The organism is Plantibacter sp. Leaf314 (genome assembly GCF_001423185.1).
Taxonomy (GTDB): Bacteria; Actinomycetota; Actinomycetes; order Actinomycetales; family Microbacteriaceae; genus Plantibacter.
Genome location: NZ_LMOB01000001.1, coordinates 2,601,712 through 2,617,197, shown reverse-complemented (window position 1 = coordinate 2,617,197; position 15,486 = coordinate 2,601,712). Strand labels below are relative to the sequence as shown.

Sequence of the window (15,486 nt, the reverse complement as noted above, 5' to 3'; positions counted from 1 at the left end):
GATGCGCGACCGGCATCGCCCCCGGTAGCGTGGACGGACGAGGTGCGGATCCGGCCGCGCCCGTGGGGAGGCACCGGATGACCGCTGGCGTGACGATCGAGTTCGACGGACTCTCGAAATCCTTCGGGGCGGTGCAAGCGGTCGATGATCTGACGTTCCACGTGGAACCGGGGAAGGTCACCGGCTTCCTCGGGCCGAACGGCGCCGGGAAGACCACCACCCTGCGCATGCTGCTCGGACTCGTGCAACCCAGCTCGGGAAGCGCGACCTTCGGTGGCGTGCCGTACGCCAAGCTCCCGGTGCCGGCGGCGACCGTCGGCGCGGCCCTCGAGGCGGCGAGCTTCGTCCCCGGGCGCACCGCCCGCAACCACCTGCGGGTGCACGCCTCGGCGGCACGGCTGCCGTCCGACCGCGTCGATGCGGTGCTCGCGCAGGTCGGACTGCTCGACGTGGCGGACCGCCGCGTCGCCGGGTACTCCCTCGGTATGCGGCAACGCCTCGGTCTCGCGACCGCGCTGCTCGGTGACCCCGGTGTGCTGGTCCTCGACGAGCCCATCAACGGCCTCGACCCCGAGGGCATCAAGTGGATCCGCGGGTTCCTGACCGCGCTCGCGGCGGAGGGCCGGACGGTCCTCATCAGCTCCCACCTGCTCAGCGAGGTGCAGCAGTCGGTCGACGAGGTCGTCATCATCGCGAAGGGACGCCTCGCGCACGTCGGCACCCTCGCGAGCCTCGACGCCGCCGACACCCTCCGGGTCGTCGTCAACTCGCCCGAGCACGAACGCCTCGCCGAGGCACTCACCGCCGCCGGCTACACCTTCGACCAGGCCCGCTCGGGGCTCGTCGTGCACGACGTCGAATCCATCGACATCGGCCGCGTCGCGCTCGCCGCAGGCATCCCGCTCAGTGCACTGTCGCGGCATCGATCGGGGCTCGAGGATTCGTTCCTCGCCCTCGTCAGCGGCGGGGAGGACCACGCATGACCTCGCTCCTGGCAGCTGTCCGTTCCGAATTCCTCAAGGTCTTCACCACCCGCGTGTGGTGGGGGCTCGCGCTCATCCTGTTCGTGTACGTCGGTTTCGCCGCGGCCGGGGCCGCGCTCCTGTTCGCCAACATCCCGGGGGCCGCGGAGTCCAGCGGCGGCGGCGCTCAGGCGACCAGCGAGATGCTCACCCAACCGAGCCTCATCTACGGTTTCGCGACGAGCATCGGATACGTGTTCCCGGTGCTGCTCGGAGCGCTCGCCACGACCGGTGAGTTCCGGCATCAGAGCCTCACGCCGACGTTCCTCGCCAACCCGAACCGCGGCCATGTGCTCGTCGGCAAGGTCCTCGCCCTCACCGGTGTGGGCGCGCTCTACGGTGTGATCGCCCTCGTGGCGTCGGTCGGTCTCGGTGGCGGGGCTCTCGCGATCAGCGGAGTCGATCCCCTGTTGACCGATCCCGACACCTGGGCGCTCATCGGCCGGGCGGTCCTCGCCATGGCGCTGTGGGGTGCGATCGGCGTCGGCCTCGGTGCCGTCCTCCCGAGCCAGGTCGGTGCGATCATCGTGGTGCTCGCGTTCACCCAGTTCGTGGAGCCGCTCCTGCGGCTGGCGTCGTCGTTCTCCGAGGTCACCGCGTCGATCGGCCGGTTCCTCCCCGGAGCCGCGACCGACGCGCTGGTCGGCCCGAGCTTCTACTCGATGATGTCCGCGCAGCAGGACGCGCTGACCTGGTGGCAGGGCGGGCTCGTGCTGCTCGGGATCGGTGTCGTCGTCGCCCTCGTCGGCTACGCCACCACCTGGCGACGCGACGTGACCTAGCCCGAGCCGGAAGCGTAGGCTCGACGAAGCCAACCACCGGCGCCAACGCCGGAGACGGGAGCACCATGGGCCGCGCATACGTCATCGAGCAGGTCGAGCACGAGGGCGGGAAGCCCACGCGGACCGTCGAGCTCCGCGATCTCGCCGACGCCGAACTCTCCGACGAGTCGGTCACCGTCGACGTCGAGTTCTCCAGCATCAACTACAAGGACGCCCTCGTCCTCACCGGGAAGCCGGGTGTCGTCCGCGAGTTCCCGATGATCGCCGGCATCGACCTCGTCGGTGTCGTCGCGGAATCGAGCGATCCCGCTTGGACGGCCGGCGACCGCGTGGCCCTGTTCGGCGACGGCCTGAGCGAGACCCGGTACGGCGGGCTCTCCGAGCGCGCCCGGGTCCGCGCCGACGCGCTCGTCCGGGTGCCCGATCACGTGACGGGCGCACAGGCCGCCGCGATCGGCACCGCCGGGTACACCGCTGCCCTCGCCGTGCTCGCGCTGGAACACGGCAGCGCGACCTCCGGCGCCGTCCGTGTCGGCGGGCTCCCCGTGCTCGTCACGGGAGCAGGCGGTGGGGTCGGGAGCATCGCGATCGCCCTGCTGGCCTCGGCCGGGTTCGAGGTCGCCGCCTCGACCGGTCGGGTCGACGAGCTGGGCGACGCCCTTCGGACGCTCGGCGCCTCCTCGATCGTCGATCGGGCGGAGTTCGCCGCAGCCGGCCGGCCGCTCGGCAGCCAACGCTGGGCGGGAGCCGTCGACTCGGTCGGTGGGCAGACGCTCGCGACGGTCCTGTCGCAGGTCGAGTACGGCGGGACGGTCGCCGCGTGCGGTCTCGCGGGTGGGTCCGACCTCCCGACGTCGGTCATGCCGTTCATCCTGCGCGGGGTCACCCTCGCCGGCGTCAACTCCGTCGAGGCACCCCTCCCCCTGCGGCAGGCGGCGTGGGAGCGGGTCACCAGCGCGCTCGACCTCGACGTCCTCGACACCCTGACCGAGACGGTCGCCCTCGCCGACGCGGTCGACGCCGCCGAGCGGGTCCTCTCCGGCTCGGTCCACGGCCGCATCGTCGTCGACGTCCGCGCCTGACCGTCGGGACTGCCCTCACTCAGGAGAACTGCGGCGCGGCGTGTCCCCACAGGGCCGACACATCCGCGAACTCCTGAGAACGGGTACCGCCGAGCTGTCCGTCCCCAACTCAGGAGAACTGCGGCGCGGCGCGTGCCCACCGGGCCGACACACCCGCGAACTCCTGAGTACGGGTACCGCCGAGCTGTCCGTCCCTAACTCAGGAGAACTGCGGCGCGGTGCGTGCCCACCCGGCCGACACACCGGCCGACTCCTGAGACAGGGCATCGGTCCAGGGGTCCGGGAACGCGACAGCGGCCGGTACCCGAAGGCACCGACCGCTGTCGACGGAACTGCTGAGACTCAGTAGCCGGCGGTCGACATGACCGAACCGAGGGCGACGAAGTAGAGGATCGAGCCGATGATGCCGAGCACGAGGAGGATGGCGCCGATGATGACACCGATCTTCGCGAGCTGGTTCGGGTAACCGGCTGCCTTGGACTGGTTCTTCGCGACGAGGCTGATGATCAGGCCGACGAGCGGCACGACGATCGCGAGGATGAGGCCGACGAGGCCGAGGGTCTTGCCCGGGTAGTCGGCGGGCAGTGCCGCGCCCTGCTGCTGGCCGGGGTTGTACTGAGGTGCGTTGGTCATGATGGTTCCTCTCGAGGATGGTTGATGCGCCAGGGGCGCGAGCCAACAGTAGTGGGTGAGATACCCGACAGGGGATGGGGACAACTCCCCAATATCCGACGGGCGTCGCGGAACTACGGGCAGGTGATGGTGGTGGTGCCGTCGGTGTGGACGCCGCTGCCGAGCGACTCGCACGCCTCGTTGAACGCCGCCGCACCGATCGCGACTGCGGCGATCGTGATGATGATGCCGAGGACGATGAAGACGATCGAGAGGATGAGGCCGACCTTCGCGAGGGTGTTCTTGACCCCGGCGTTCTTGGACTGCACGAGAGCGACGATGCTCAGGATGAGACCGATCGGCGGCGCGAGGAACGCGAGGATCAGGCCGACGATGCCGAGGGTCTTGCCCGCGGTCGCGTCGCCGGACGGAGCCGAACCGCCGGAGTAGGCCGGAGCCGAGGAGCCGTACTGATCCTTCGGCGGCTGCGGTGCCTGCGGGGCCTGCGGCGGCTGGCCGGGGTATTCACCGGGAGGAGGAGTCGACATGGGCTGTGGTCCTTTCGAACAGGCGGGTCTTCGGAGGTTCGAGCGGCCCCAGGATACCGGTCAGATGCCGTTTTGTGCCCTGTTCGAGGGAATTGGTCGCGAACGACCCTGATCAGCGTCACGGGGTGGGCGCTCCGGCTCCGAGGGTGCGGCGAGGACCGGACCGCCCACAGAGGCCTCCCGAAGATGGCCTAGTGCAGGTCGAGCGCGGCGATGAGTTCGGCGCTCCGCCGGGTCGTGATGATGAGCCGCGAGTACTCGGTGTCTTCCAGATCGATGACGACCGACGGCTTCGTGCCCTTGATGACGAGGAAGTCCTTGCCTCCGTGGAACTTCCACTGCCCGATGGCGAGGGTCAGCGGGATCGCCGTGCCGGGTGCGCGGATGCCGCGGACCCAGATCCACGGGTCGTCGGTGATGGTGGCGGAACGGATGCTCGACCGTGGCACGACGACGTTGCTCCGACGCAGGGAGAGTGCCTTGTCGTACGCGGACAGTTCGATCTCCAGTCGGTCGGGGTGCAGACGCAAGGAGGCCATGCCTCTAGTCTGCCAAGCCCCACCGACGTTCGCGTTGCCGGAAGTTCACAAAGCGGTAACGCATGACCTGTCCCCGGACCGACGACGCCCCGCCACTGCCACCCGCCTCAGCGGATGGCCGCCGCGGCCGCGCGTGCGGCAGCGGGGAGCGCGTCGACGATGCGCCCGATCGCCTCGTCGTCGTGCGCCGCGGAGACGAACCAGGCCTCGTAGACGCTCGGCGGCAGGGACACCCCGGCGTCGAGCATGCGGTGGAAGAACGCGGGGTACCGGAAGGCGTCCTGGCGGAGGACGGCCGCGTAGTCGGTCGGGGCCGTCTCGCTGAACGCGAAGGAGAACAGGTTCCCCGCATGCTGGACGGTGTGGGCGACGCCGGCCTCCGTGAGGGCGTTCGACGTGGCCTCCGAGACGATCGCGGCCGCGGTATCCACCCGACGGTAGACCTCCTGGTCGGCCAGGCGCAGCGTCTCGATGCCCGCGGCGAGGGCGACCGGGTTCCCCGAGAGGGTGCCAGCCTGGTAGACCGGGCCGAGTGGTGCGAGGAGGTCCATGAGCTCCGCCCGCCCGCCGAGCGCCGCGAGCGGCATGCCGCCGCCGATGACCTTGCCGAAGGTGAAGAGGTCGGGCTGGTACACCCCGACCGGGATGCTGATCGCACCGGTGGGGTTCGCGACCGCGTGGTTGCCGGCCTCCCAGTCCTCGGCACCGGGCGTCGGCACCGTGCCTGGCGCGACCGCGGCGAGGCCACGGTTGTCGAGTCCCCACCAACCGGCGGAGGAGACGCGGAAACCGGTGAGCACCTCGTCGATGATGACGAGGGCTCCGTGCTCGTGGGCGAGCTTGACGACCGCGGCGTTGAACCCCGGCGCGGGAGGGACGACGCCCATGTTGGCGGAGGCCGCCTCCATGATGATCGCGGCGATGTCGGCCCCGCGCTCCGCGAAGACCGTCTGGAGCGCCGCGCGGTCGTTGTACGGGACGACGATCGTCTGCGCGGCGGTCTCGGCGGTGACGCCCGCCGACCCCGGCAGGGCGAGGGTCGCGACACCCGAGCCGGCCTCGGCGAGCAGGCCGTCGGAGTGACCGTGGTAGTGCCCGGCGAACTTCACGATGAGGCTCCGGCCCGTGGCACCGCGCGCGAGACGGATCGCCGTCATGGTCGCCTCGGTTCCGGTGGAGACCATCCGCAGCTTCTCGATCGGCGCGACACCGGAGGCCTGGACGCGCTCCTTGACGAGCTCCGCGAGTTCCGTCTCGGCCGGGGTCGACGCCCCGAACGACAGCCCACGGGCGGCGGCCGCCTGGACGGCCTCGACCACCTGCGGGTGCGCGTGACCGAGCAGCGCCGGACCCCACGCGCTGACGAGGTCGACGTACTCGACGCCCTCGGAGTCGGTGATGTACGGCCCCGTGGCGGACACCATGAAGCGCGGCGTGCCACCGACCGAGCGGAAGGCGCGGACGGGCGAGTTCACGCCGCCCGGGATGGAGCGCTGGGCTCTCGCGAATGCTGCGTCGTTCATCGGGTTCCTCCCATGCGCAGGCCGCGCGACTCGTCCAGCCAGGCGGCGAGCTCGACGGCCCAGTACGTCAGCACGGCCTCGGCGCCGGCGCGCTTGATCGACAACACCGACTCCTCGATCGCCCGACGGCGGTCGATCCAGCCCTGGCGGGCGGCGGCCTCGATCATGGCGTACTCACCGGACACCTGGTACGCCCACACCGGGATCGACACGGTGTCGGCGACGTCGGCCAGCACGTCGAGGAAGCTCCCCGCGGGCTTCACCATGACGATGTCGGCACCCTCGGCCTCGTCGATGAGCGCCTCGCGGAGTCCTTCGCGACGGTTGGCGGGGTCGAGCTGGTACGTGCGGCGGTCGCCCTGGAGCTGCGAGTCGACGGCCTCGCGGAAGGGGCCGTAGAGGGCCGAGGCGAACTTGGCGGAGTACGCGAGGATGATCGTCTCGTCGAATCCGGCGGCGTCCAGCGTTTCTCGGACCGCGGCGACCTGGCCGTCCATCATGCCGGAGAGGCCGAGCAGCGCCGAACCGGCTTCGGCCTGCGCGAGCGCCATGTCGCGGTAGCGGTCGAGCGTCCGGTCGTTGTCGACGCGTCCGCGGGCGTCGAGGACGCCGCAGTGGCCGTGGTCGGTGAACTCGTCGAGGCAGAGGTCGGTCTGGACCACGAGGGCGTCGCCCACCTCGGCGACGAGCGCACGCGTCGCGACGTTGAGGATGCCCTCGGGGTCGGTCGCGCCGGAGCCGATCGCGTCGCGCTCCGACGGCACACCGAAGAGCATGACCCCGCCGATGCCGGCCTCGGCCGCCTCGACCGCCGCACGCTTGGCGCTGTCGATCGTGTGCTGCCTGACGCCCGGCATCGAGGTGATCTCGACGGACTCCGAGATGCCCTCACGGACGAACATGGGCAGGACGAGCTCCGCCGGATCCAACCGGGTCTCGCTCACGAGGCGACGGATGGCCGGCTGTTGCCGGAGACGACGGGGACGGGTCTCGGGGATACTCACCCGTCAAGCCTACGCGTCACCACCGACGCACCCTCCCGGTTCGCGCAGGGCGTGATGCCGGTCGGGGCGTGACGCCGGTCGGGGCGTGACGTCGGTCGGGGCGTGACGCCGGTCGGGGCGTGACGTCGGTCAGGCCCTGCCGCCGTCGGCGCCGTCCTCGCGGTTCCGACGGAGCGCGGCCGCCACGATCGCCTCGATGAGCGAGTCGACCGTCTGCTGCTCGGCGACGACGTCGACCCGGAGGCCGTAGCCACGGGCGTCGCGGGCCGTGCGTGGCCCGATCGCAGCGATGACGGTGCTGTCGGGGATCTCGGGGAACTGCGACCGGACCTGCTCCGCGACACTGCCCGAGGTCACGAGGATGGCACGCACGCGCCCGCTCGCGACGTCGGCCACGATCTTCTCCGCGACCGGGACGCCCACCGTGCGGTAGGCGACGACCGACTGCACGTCGTGCCCGGCCGCGATGAGGCCCTCGGTGAGCAGTGGCTTCGCGATGGCCGAACGCAGCGTCAGGATGCGCTTCGGGTGCGGTTCGAGGACGGTGAGGTCCTGCACCATGCCCTTGGCCGAGTTGTCCTTCGCCGGGACGAGGTCGACGCTGTATCCGACCGCGGTGAGCGCCGCAGCGGTCGTCTCGCCGACCGCGGCGACGCGGGTCGTCTCGGGGATGCGGATCCGCTGCGAGGACAGGACGTCGACCGTGGTCGCGCTCGTCACCGTCAGCCAGTCGAACTCCCCGGCCTCGAGCGCGGCGAGCGCGGTCGCGAGGGTCTCGGGGTCATCGGTGCTGGCGAAGTTGATCATCGGGGCGACGACCGGGGTGCCGCCCTTGCCGCGGACCGTGCCGGCGACCGAGTCGCCCCACGGCCCGCCGCGCGGCACGAGCACGCGCCACCCGCCGAGGGGTTTGGTGGGGGTGGGCACGGTGTCCGGCTTCGTCCAGTCCTTCACGCGGTGCCTCCCAGCGGAGCCAGGTCGGCTGCGCCGGCCTCGATGAGTTCGTCGGCGAGCGAGACGCCGAGCGCGTCCGCCGCCTGCAGCAGCTCCCGCCCGTGGCCCTCACCCGAGAACCCCTCGGAGCGGCTCTCCAGATGGATCATCCGTGCGCCGTCGAGCGAGTACACGGCGGCCTGCAGCACGAGGACCTCGTCGTCGAGCCATGCGGCCGCGCCGACCGGAGCGGAGCAACCCGCTTCGAGGCGTCGCAGCACGGCGCGCTCGGCGGTGGCCTGCCAGCGGCTCGGGGCGTGGTCGAGCAGGGCGATCGATCCCGCGATGGAGGACTCCTCGTCGGCGAGGCACTCGACCGCGAGCGCACCCTGCCCGGGTGCCGTCGGCCAGGTGTCGAGGTCGAAGAGACCGGTGACGGCGTCGAGTCGGCCCAGACGGGTGAGGCCGGCGGCGGCCAGGACGACCGCGTCGAGGTCGTCATCGATGCGTCGGAGACGGGTGTCGATGTTGCCGCGGATGTCGACGACGTCGAGATCGGGACGGATGCGCTTCAGCTGGGCGATGCGGCGTGGGGAGCCGGTCCCGATGCGGGCACCCTGCGGCAGATCGTCGAGCGAACGGTCGCCGGAGGCGCACAGGGCGTCGCGCGGGTCCTCACGCATCGGCATCGCGGCGATCGTGAACTCCTCCGCCTGCGCCGTCGGGAGGTCCTTCAGCGAGTGCACGACGAGGTCGCAGGCGCCGTCGAGCAGGGCGTCGCGCAGGGCGTTGACGAACACGCCGGTGCCCCCGATGGTCGCGAGCGACTCACGGCTGGTGTCGCCCTGCGTGGTGATGGTAACGATCTCCACGTCCTCGCCGGTGGCCGCCGTGAGGGCGTCCGCCACATGACCGGTCTGCGCCAGCGCGAGAGCGCTGCCGCGGGTTCCGATGCGAAGGGTCATGGGGCGATCCCGGAGAACGCCGGCTTGAAGCCCAGGCGGGCGTTCTCGCAGCACCCGGGACGGCAGACGTCGTACCACGGACCGAGGTCGGTCATGTGCGGGCGCGCCTCGACCGGGGTCCCGTCGCGACGCTCCAGGACGAGGTCGATGAGCCCCTTCACGTAGGCGGCGGACGTGCCGGGGGTCGGCACGCGGACGGCCGCGAGGTCGTGCTCACCGGCGGTCTCGATGGCCTCGTTGTCGAGGTCCCACATGACCTCCATGTGGTCGCTCACGAATCCGAGCGGCACGATGACGATGGCCTTGCGACCTGCGGCGGGGAGCTCGGCGATGGCGTCGTTGATGTCGGGCTCGAGCCACGGCATGCTCGGCGGGCCGGAGCGGGACTGGTAGACGAGCTGCCACGGCACGGAGATGCCGCTGCCGACGGCGCCACCGAGGACACCGTTCTCACGCAGCTGGTCGATCGCATTGGCCATGACGACCTCGGCCACCGCGAGGTGCTGGGCCTCGTAGGCACCGTGATCGCCGAAGTTCCGGAAGTCGGGGCCGGAGCGGGCCGCGTCGCCGGTCGGGATCGAGTGGGTCGCGAAGAGCACCTCGATCTGGGTCTCGGCGACGAGCTCGGGCTGCTCCCGCAGGTAGTCGGCGATCGCGTCGCGGACACCGTCGATGAACGGCGTCACGAAGCCCGGGTGGTCGAAGAACTGACGCACCTTGTCGATCTGGATCTCGCCCTGCAGGTTCGTCTCGTCGACCGCCATCGCGAAGTCCTCGCGGTACTGACGACAGCTGGAGTAGGACGAGTAGGCGCTCGTGGCGACGGCGATGAGCTTGGTGAAGCCACGCTCGTGCGCCTCCGTCAGCGCGTCCCGGAGGTAGGGGTCCCAGTTGCGGTTGCCCCAGAGCACGGGCAGGTCGATCCCGCGCGAGGCGAGTTCGAGCTCCATCGCGGCCTTCAGCGCACGGTTCTGATCGTTGATCGGGCTCACCCCGCCGAAGTGGCGGTAGTGGTGGGCGACCTCTTCGAGGCGCTCCTCCGGGATGCCGCGACCACGCGTGACGTTGCGCAGGAACGGGATGACGTCGTCCTGCCCTTCCGGCCCACCGAATCCGGCGAGGAGGATGGCGTCGTACTTCGTCGGCTCGGAGACGTGCTCGGGACCGGCTGCCGCGGCGTCGGTCGCTCCGCGGACGATGCGCTCCGGAGCGTCCGCCCCTGAGCTGCCCAGGTTCATCGCGGCCATCAGCGAACCACCTCCAGTGCCTCGGCGGGCGTGATGCGGCGTCCCGTGAAGAAGGGCACCTCTTCACGCACGTGGCGACGCGCCTCGGTGTTGCGGAGGTCGCGCATGAGGTCGACGAGCTCGACCACGTCGTCGGCCTCGAGCGGCAGGAGCCACTCGTAGTCGCCGAGGGCGAAGGAGGCCACCGTGTTGGCGAGCACGCCGGTGAAGGCGGCGCCCTGGCGGCCGTGCTCGGCGAGCATCTTGCGACGCTCCTCCTCGGGCAGCAGGTACCACTCGTAGCTGCGGACGAAGGGGTACAGGCAGAGCCACCCCTTCGGCTCGATGCCACGGAGGAAGCCGGGGACGTGCTGACGGTTGAACTCCGCGTCGCGGTGGACGCCCATGGCGTTCCACGTCGGGGCGAGCGAGGCGAGGATGGCCGTGCGGCGCAGCTCGCGGAGCCCCGCCTGCAGGCCTTCGGCGGTGTCGCCGTGGAGCCACAGCATGAGGTCGGCGTCGGCGCGGAGACCGGAGACGTCGTAGATGCCGCGCAGCGTCACCCCCTGGGCTTCGATGAGCGCGATGGATGCTTCGAGTTCGGAGACATGCTCTTCGCCGAGCGGCAGCGCACTCGCCGGCTCGCGGCGCAGGACAGCCCAAAGGGTGAATCCTGAGGGGCCAGTCGGGGTGGCTGAGTCGGTCGGGTGGTGCGATGCCTCGGCAGAGGCCGGGTGAGTCATAGTCCTATCCTCACCCAGTTCGGTCGAATGGGCAAAAGTGGCAGGTCACGATTGACACTGAGGTTGCCCTCACAGTCGATACAGTCAGCTGATGACCAGCTTGCACGCCCCCGTCGAGTACCACGTCGCCCACCTGGCGGAGATGGATCCCGTGACGCTCTACCAAGTGCTGAAGATCCGTGTCGACGTGTTCGTCGTGGAGCAGACGGCCCTCTTCGCCGACCTCGACGGGCGAGACCTCGAGGACGGCACCCTCATCGCGTGGGCTCAGGAGGGCACAGAGGTGCTCGCCACGATCCGCATCCTCACGGAGGCGGAGCACTCGGAGATCGGGCGCGTCGCCACCGCGTTCACCGCACGCGGTCGGGGACTGGCCGCGGAACTCATCCGCCGCGCGATCGCCGAACACGGACACCGTGAGCTCCGCATGGGGGCGCAGAAGCGACTCGCCGACTGGTACGGACGGTTCGGGTTCGTGATCAGCGGCCCGGACTACGTCGAGGACGACATCGTGCACGTGCCGATGACCCGGGCGGTGACCCCGCCCGTGTCCTGAGGCGCAGCGACCCGCGACAGAACGCCCTAGCGGGCGATCGCGCGGACGATGCCCCACACGGCCAGGCCGGCCGCGCCGGCGAGACCGGCGACACCGGCGTAGAACACCGCGGGGCGTTCGACCTTGACGGTCGCGACCCGCACGATGGCACGACGCTTGGCGCGGTGCATCTGCTTCGGGACGTTGAGCTTGTCCTCGATGGCGTTCAGCGTGGCGACGAGCTCGGCGCGAGCCTGCTCGGGCGAGGGCGTGGCCCCCGGGAACTGGTCAACGGTCATACTCGCCGAGTCCCTTCACTGCCTTGATGTCTTCCTTCACGTTGTCCATCGGGCTCGGGTCCTCGTTGATCTTCTTGAAGTACCGCAACGCGATGAGCACGAGGACGGCCGCGACCAGGACGAACAGGACGAACACGCAGAGCGCGGCGAGCCACGACGGCATGACGAGCGCGAGCGCGAGGATCAGGACCGCGATGAGCACCCCGATCGCGAAGAAGAGGAACACGGCCGCGCCGGCGACGAACGCCGCGCCGATGCCCGCGTACTTGCCCTTGTGGGCGAGCTGCGTCTTGACGTTCGCGATCTCGGCCTTGACCAGGTTCGAGACGACGCCAGGCAGCTGACCGACGAGGGTCAGCAGGGACTCGTCGCGTTTGTCGTACCGGGGTTCCGACCGGTTCCGGTCACTCATGAAGCCCATCGTCGGCGCTACTCGCCGCTCTTGGGCTTCGGAGCCGCGGGCTTCCGTGCTGCGGGCTTCGAGGCCGTCGACGTGGAGGTACCGGAGGCCGTGCGGGCGTCGGAGACGGTGTCGGCGACATCCTGAACGGTGTCCTCGGTCTTCGAGATCGCGCGGTCGAGCTTCTGGCCGGGCGTCGAGCCCTGCTGGCTGACGACCTTGGCGACGGCGCTGACGCCGCTCCACAGGGCTGCGGGGACCTCGCTGATGCGGGCCTTGGCGAAGTCCTCGACCTTGCCGCGCTGTGCGCGCACCGGCTTCGCGTTCCACAGCTTGACCCACTGGGTCTTGATCTGCTCGTAGCGTTCGCGTCCGGCGCGGGTCCCGAGCACGTAGCCCGTGAGCCCACCGACGACGAACATGACCTTGCCCTTCATGGCGCCTCCGTCTGTTCGAGTGGTGCTGGGTTGCTGCATCCAACGGGACCAGCGTAGTCGGGTGTCAGTCCGGCGCCACCATCGGGTCGGGGGTTGACAGGAAAAGATGCCGGGTCCGGCATATGGCCGACGCCCGGCCGTCTACCGCTGCAGTGCCTGGTGACGGAGCCGCGCTGCCGCCTCGTGGGCGTCCGGGACGACCGACGCCAGTCCGGTACCGGACAACCAGGCGCCGGTGACCGCGAGATCCGGGACCTCCGCGACCGCCTCGCGGATCGCGTTCGACCGCTCGCGCTGCCCACGCGCTGCGGTCGGCTGCGTCCCCGTCCAGGAGATGCGGTGGAAGCCACGGACGGTCTCCGGGGCGAGCGGGACACCGAGCATGGCCGACGCGTCGGCGAGCGCGACCGAGCGCAACTCGTCGTCGGACAACGCACTGGTCGCGTCGGCCTCCCCCTGACGACCGAACGACAGGCGGATCACGTGTCGGTGTTCCCCCTGTTCCTTCGCGCGTCCGGCGAGCCAGGCCCACTTGGCGGTCGAGTGCGTGAGCGCCTTCGCGTGGAGGGTCGAACCGGGGGCGACGAGCAGCCCGGAGCCACGGGGCGCCGCGTCCAGAGCCGGCTCGTCGAGCACGATCGTCACGAGTTCGATCGGGGCGGGGAGCAGCGGGTCGCCCGCGTCGTCGCCGGCCGCCGGCAGCTCGCGCAGGGACGGACCGACGTCTGCGAGCAGGGCACGAGCGGACGGTTCAGGTGCCGCGATGAGGATGAGGTCGGCTTCGAGGACCCGCCCGTCCGTCAACGCGACGTACCAGGGCGCGGGCCTGGCTCCGGGGTCTGCCGCACGCTCGCTCATGCGAGGGAGTCCGGCGTCGCCGAGCCCGACGCCTGGACCGTCGACGTCGATGTCGAACGGGTGCCGCGAGATCGCCGTGACGGCGACGCCCGTGATGAGTGTGGACGCCCACCGTTCGAGTTCGGCGACGAGCCCGTCGATGAGCACCGTCATGCCGCCGTCGAGCCCGCCGACCGCAGCACCCGCAGGAGCGTTCTCCCGGAGCGCAGCGACCGCGAGGGACAGCGCACCCGTGCGCGTGAGGGCCTGGTTCAGCCCAGGAGCCGCTCGGTCGACGTCGAGGTCGTCGGGAGCCGCGGAGTAGACGCCCGAGGTGACGGGGGCGACGAGGAGGTCGTGGACGGCGGTCCCCATCCGCTTCCGGACCAGCGCGCCGAGGTTGTGCTCGGCTCCGATCGTGAGCGGCGGACGGATGCGGTCGAGGTACGCGCGCAGCGCGCCCTTCCAGCCGATGACCCGCCGGACGTCGTCCGCCAGGGGGTTCGTCGGGATCCCGAGGAGACCGGCCTTGGGGAGCGGCACGCTCCGCTGGGCCTGACCCGGCTTGGCGACGTGCAACCATGCGCCGGCCCGGTTGGGTCGGACGACGCGGTCGGTCAGGCCGAGCTGCTCGATGAGTTCGGCGACCGAGCCGCCACGGGTGGCGAAGCTCTCCGCCCCGACGTCGACCCGGAGACCGGCGACATCGGCGGCCGCGAGCGCTCCCCCGAACGACTCCTGCGCCTCGACGACCGTCACCGCGATCCCGACCCTGGCGCAGTCGACCGCGCCGACGAGGCCCGCCGCGCCACCACCGATGACGACGAGACGCTTCGGTTCGAGGCTCATGCCGGCTGCCAATCGTGGGCGAGCGCGACGATGCGGGTCAGGACGTCCGGGTCCGTCTCGGGTGGGACACCGTGGCCGAGGTTGAGGACGTGGGACGGCGCCGCCGTACCGCGCTGCAGGATCTCGAGGACATGGGCCTCGAGCACCGGCCAGGGTGCGGCGAGGAGCGCCGGGTCGATGTTGCCCTGCACGGGCACGGTCCCGCCGAGGCGGCGGATGCCCTCGTCGAGCGCGAGCCGGTAGTCGATCCCGACGACGTCGGCGCCGACCCGGTGCATGGCCCCGAGCAGCTCACCCGTGCCGACACCGAAGTGCACCTTCGGCACCGGCAGGTCGGCGACGTGGGCGAGGGCCGCGCGCGAGGCCGGGGCGACATGCCGCTCGTAGTCGTCGAGCGACAGGGCGCCGGCCCAGGAGTCGAACAGCTGCGCGGCTGACGCACCGGCGAGCACCTGCGCCCGGAGGAAGCGGCCCGTGACGTCGGCGCACCACGCCATGAGCCGAGCCCAGGACTCGGGGTCGGCGTGCATGAGGGTGCGGGCGGCGAGGTGGTCCTTCGACGGGCCGCCCTCGACGAGGTAGGCGGCGAGGGTGAACGGTGCGCCGGCGAACCCGATGAGCGGCGTGGTGCCGTCGGCGATGCCGGCGAGCCCCGCCACCGTGCGCGCGACGCCGGCTCGGATGGGTTCCAGGGTGTCGTCGAGGACCGCGGGGTCGAGGGCGACGAGCGCGTCGACCTCGGCGGCCGTCCGCACGGACGAGCCCATGACCGGTCCGCGGCCCGGCACGATCTCCACGGCGACCCCGGCCTGCTTCAGGGGCACGACGATGTCGCTGAAGAAGATGGCCGCGTCCGTGCCGTGGCGACGGATCGGCTGCAGGGTGATCTCACTCGCCATCTCGGGGTCGAGGCACGCGTCGAGCATGGCCGTACCGATCCGCAGCTCGCGGTACTCGGGCAACGACCGACCGGCCTGCCGCATGAACCAGACGGGCGTCCGCTCGGGACGGGTGCCGCGGTACGCGGTGATGAGGGGCGACGCCTCGGTGGTGCCGGTGACCAGGGGATGTTCGGGTGGAAGACTCACCCCTCCATCCTCCCATCTCCCTCCTGCACGAGTGCGGCGAGCCGGCCGCTCGGTGAGGGTCA

General features: G+C 71.0%; 18 protein-coding genes. 4 read left to right on the top strand and 14 right to left on the bottom strand.

The genetic code is table 11. From position 1 onward, the window contains the following. The first annotated feature begins 77 nt into the window (after window positions 1-77). From ASF68_RS12340 to ASF68_RS12330, 3 genes are all read left to right on the top strand, one after another. The gene (locus tag ASF68_RS12340) at window positions 78-983 is read left to right on the top strand and encodes an ABC transporter ATP-binding protein (protein ID WP_056010684.1); all 906 of its coding nucleotides are present in this window, start codon (window positions 78-80) and stop codon (window positions 981-983) included. Continuing rightward, window positions 980-1,804 carry an ABC transporter permease subunit gene (locus tag ASF68_RS12335; protein ID WP_056010681.1) on the top strand — a complete coding sequence of 275 codons (825 nt, stop codon included), beginning with the start codon at window positions 980-982 and terminating at the stop codon, window positions 1,802-1,804. Before ASF68_RS12340 ends, ASF68_RS12335 begins: the two co-directional genes overlap by 4 nt. A gap of 65 nt (window positions 1,805-1,869) precedes the next feature. Next, a complete protein-coding gene (locus ASF68_RS12330) occupies window positions 1,870-2,886 on the top strand; it encodes an MDR family oxidoreductase (RefSeq protein WP_056010678.1) in 1,017 nt (338 codons plus the stop codon). 342 nt (window positions 2,887-3,228) lie between these two features. Here ASF68_RS12330 and ASF68_RS12325 read toward each other — a convergent pair whose 3' ends face one another. The 9 genes from ASF68_RS12325 to hemQ form a co-directional block, all read right to left on the bottom strand. Continuing rightward, window positions 3,229-3,519, bottom strand: a complete 291-nt coding sequence (locus ASF68_RS12325; protein ID WP_056010675.1) for a hypothetical protein — start codon at window positions 3,517-3,519, stop codon at window positions 3,229-3,231. Between the two features lie 113 nt (window positions 3,520-3,632). Further along, window positions 3,633-4,046: a DUF4190 domain-containing protein gene (locus ASF68_RS12320; RefSeq protein ID WP_056010672.1), complete on the bottom strand. Its 414-nt coding sequence runs from the start codon at window positions 4,044-4,046 to the stop codon at window positions 3,633-3,635. Window positions 4,047-4,237: 191 nt separating this feature from the next. Next, window positions 4,238-4,585, bottom strand: a complete 348-nt coding sequence (locus tag ASF68_RS12315; protein ID WP_056010669.1) for a hypothetical protein — start codon at window positions 4,583-4,585, stop codon at window positions 4,238-4,240. Between the two features lie 107 nt (window positions 4,586-4,692). After that, window positions 4,693-6,108, bottom strand: coding sequence for a glutamate-1-semialdehyde 2,1-aminomutase (locus ASF68_RS12310; RefSeq protein WP_056010667.1), 1,416 nt, complete (start codon window positions 6,106-6,108; stop codon window positions 4,693-4,695). Further along, window positions 6,105-7,112: a porphobilinogen synthase gene (gene hemB / locus ASF68_RS12305; protein ID WP_082498601.1), complete on the bottom strand. Its 1,008-nt coding sequence runs from the start codon at window positions 7,110-7,112 to the stop codon at window positions 6,105-6,107. The genes ASF68_RS12310 and hemB overlap by 4 nt, the downstream gene beginning before the upstream one ends. A gap of 129 nt (window positions 7,113-7,241) precedes the next feature. Continuing rightward, complete coding sequence (locus tag ASF68_RS12300) at window positions 7,242-8,066, bottom strand: uroporphyrinogen-III synthase (RefSeq protein ID WP_235526797.1); 825 nt, start codon at window positions 8,064-8,066, stop codon at window positions 7,242-7,244. Beyond that, window positions 8,063-9,010 carry a hydroxymethylbilane synthase gene (gene hemC / locus ASF68_RS12295; protein ID WP_056010665.1) on the bottom strand — a complete coding sequence of 316 codons (948 nt, stop codon included), beginning with the start codon at window positions 9,008-9,010 and terminating at the stop codon, window positions 8,063-8,065. Before hemC ends, ASF68_RS12300 begins: the two co-directional genes overlap by 4 nt. Further along, complete coding sequence (locus tag ASF68_RS12290) at window positions 9,007-10,257, bottom strand: ferrochelatase (protein ID WP_056010662.1); 1,251 nt, start codon at window positions 10,255-10,257, stop codon at window positions 9,007-9,009. The genes hemC and ASF68_RS12290 overlap by 4 nt, the downstream gene beginning before the upstream one ends. Further along, window positions 10,257-10,979 carry a hydrogen peroxide-dependent heme synthase gene (gene hemQ / locus ASF68_RS12285; RefSeq protein WP_056010659.1) on the bottom strand — a complete coding sequence of 241 codons (723 nt, stop codon included), beginning with the start codon at window positions 10,977-10,979 and terminating at the stop codon, window positions 10,257-10,259. Before hemQ ends, ASF68_RS12290 begins: the two co-directional genes overlap by 1 nt. Before the next feature lie 91 nt (window positions 10,980-11,070). Between hemQ and ASF68_RS12280 the strand changes: the two genes are divergently transcribed. After that, complete coding sequence (locus ASF68_RS12280) at window positions 11,071-11,535, top strand: GNAT family N-acetyltransferase (RefSeq protein WP_056010656.1); 465 nt, start codon at window positions 11,071-11,073, stop codon at window positions 11,533-11,535. Between the two features lie 26 nt (window positions 11,536-11,561). Here ASF68_RS12280 and ASF68_RS12275 read toward each other — a convergent pair whose 3' ends face one another. From ASF68_RS12275 to hemE, 5 genes are all read right to left on the bottom strand, one after another. Continuing rightward, the gene (locus ASF68_RS12275; protein ID WP_056010652.1) at window positions 11,562-11,813 is read right to left on the bottom strand and encodes a DUF3618 domain-containing protein; all 252 of its coding nucleotides are present in this window, start codon (window positions 11,811-11,813) and stop codon (window positions 11,562-11,564) included. Then, on the bottom strand, window positions 11,803-12,225 hold the full coding sequence (locus ASF68_RS12270; RefSeq protein ID WP_056010649.1) for a phage holin family protein: 423 nt from the start codon (window positions 12,223-12,225) through the stop codon (window positions 11,803-11,805). Before ASF68_RS12270 ends, ASF68_RS12275 begins: the two co-directional genes overlap by 11 nt. 17 nt (window positions 12,226-12,242) lie before the next feature. Next, window positions 12,243-12,650: a hypothetical protein gene (locus tag ASF68_RS12265; RefSeq protein WP_056010646.1), complete on the bottom strand. Its 408-nt coding sequence runs from the start codon at window positions 12,648-12,650 to the stop codon at window positions 12,243-12,245. A gap of 141 nt (window positions 12,651-12,791) precedes the next feature. Next, complete coding sequence (locus ASF68_RS12260) at window positions 12,792-14,336, bottom strand: NAD(P)/FAD-dependent oxidoreductase (protein ID WP_056010643.1); 1,545 nt, start codon at window positions 14,334-14,336, stop codon at window positions 12,792-12,794. Beyond that, a complete protein-coding gene (gene hemE / locus ASF68_RS12255; protein WP_056010640.1) occupies window positions 14,333-15,424 on the bottom strand; it encodes a uroporphyrinogen decarboxylase in 1,092 nt (363 codons plus the stop codon). The genes ASF68_RS12260 and hemE overlap by 4 nt, the downstream gene beginning before the upstream one ends. Between the last annotated feature and the right edge of the window lie 62 nt (window positions 15,425-15,486).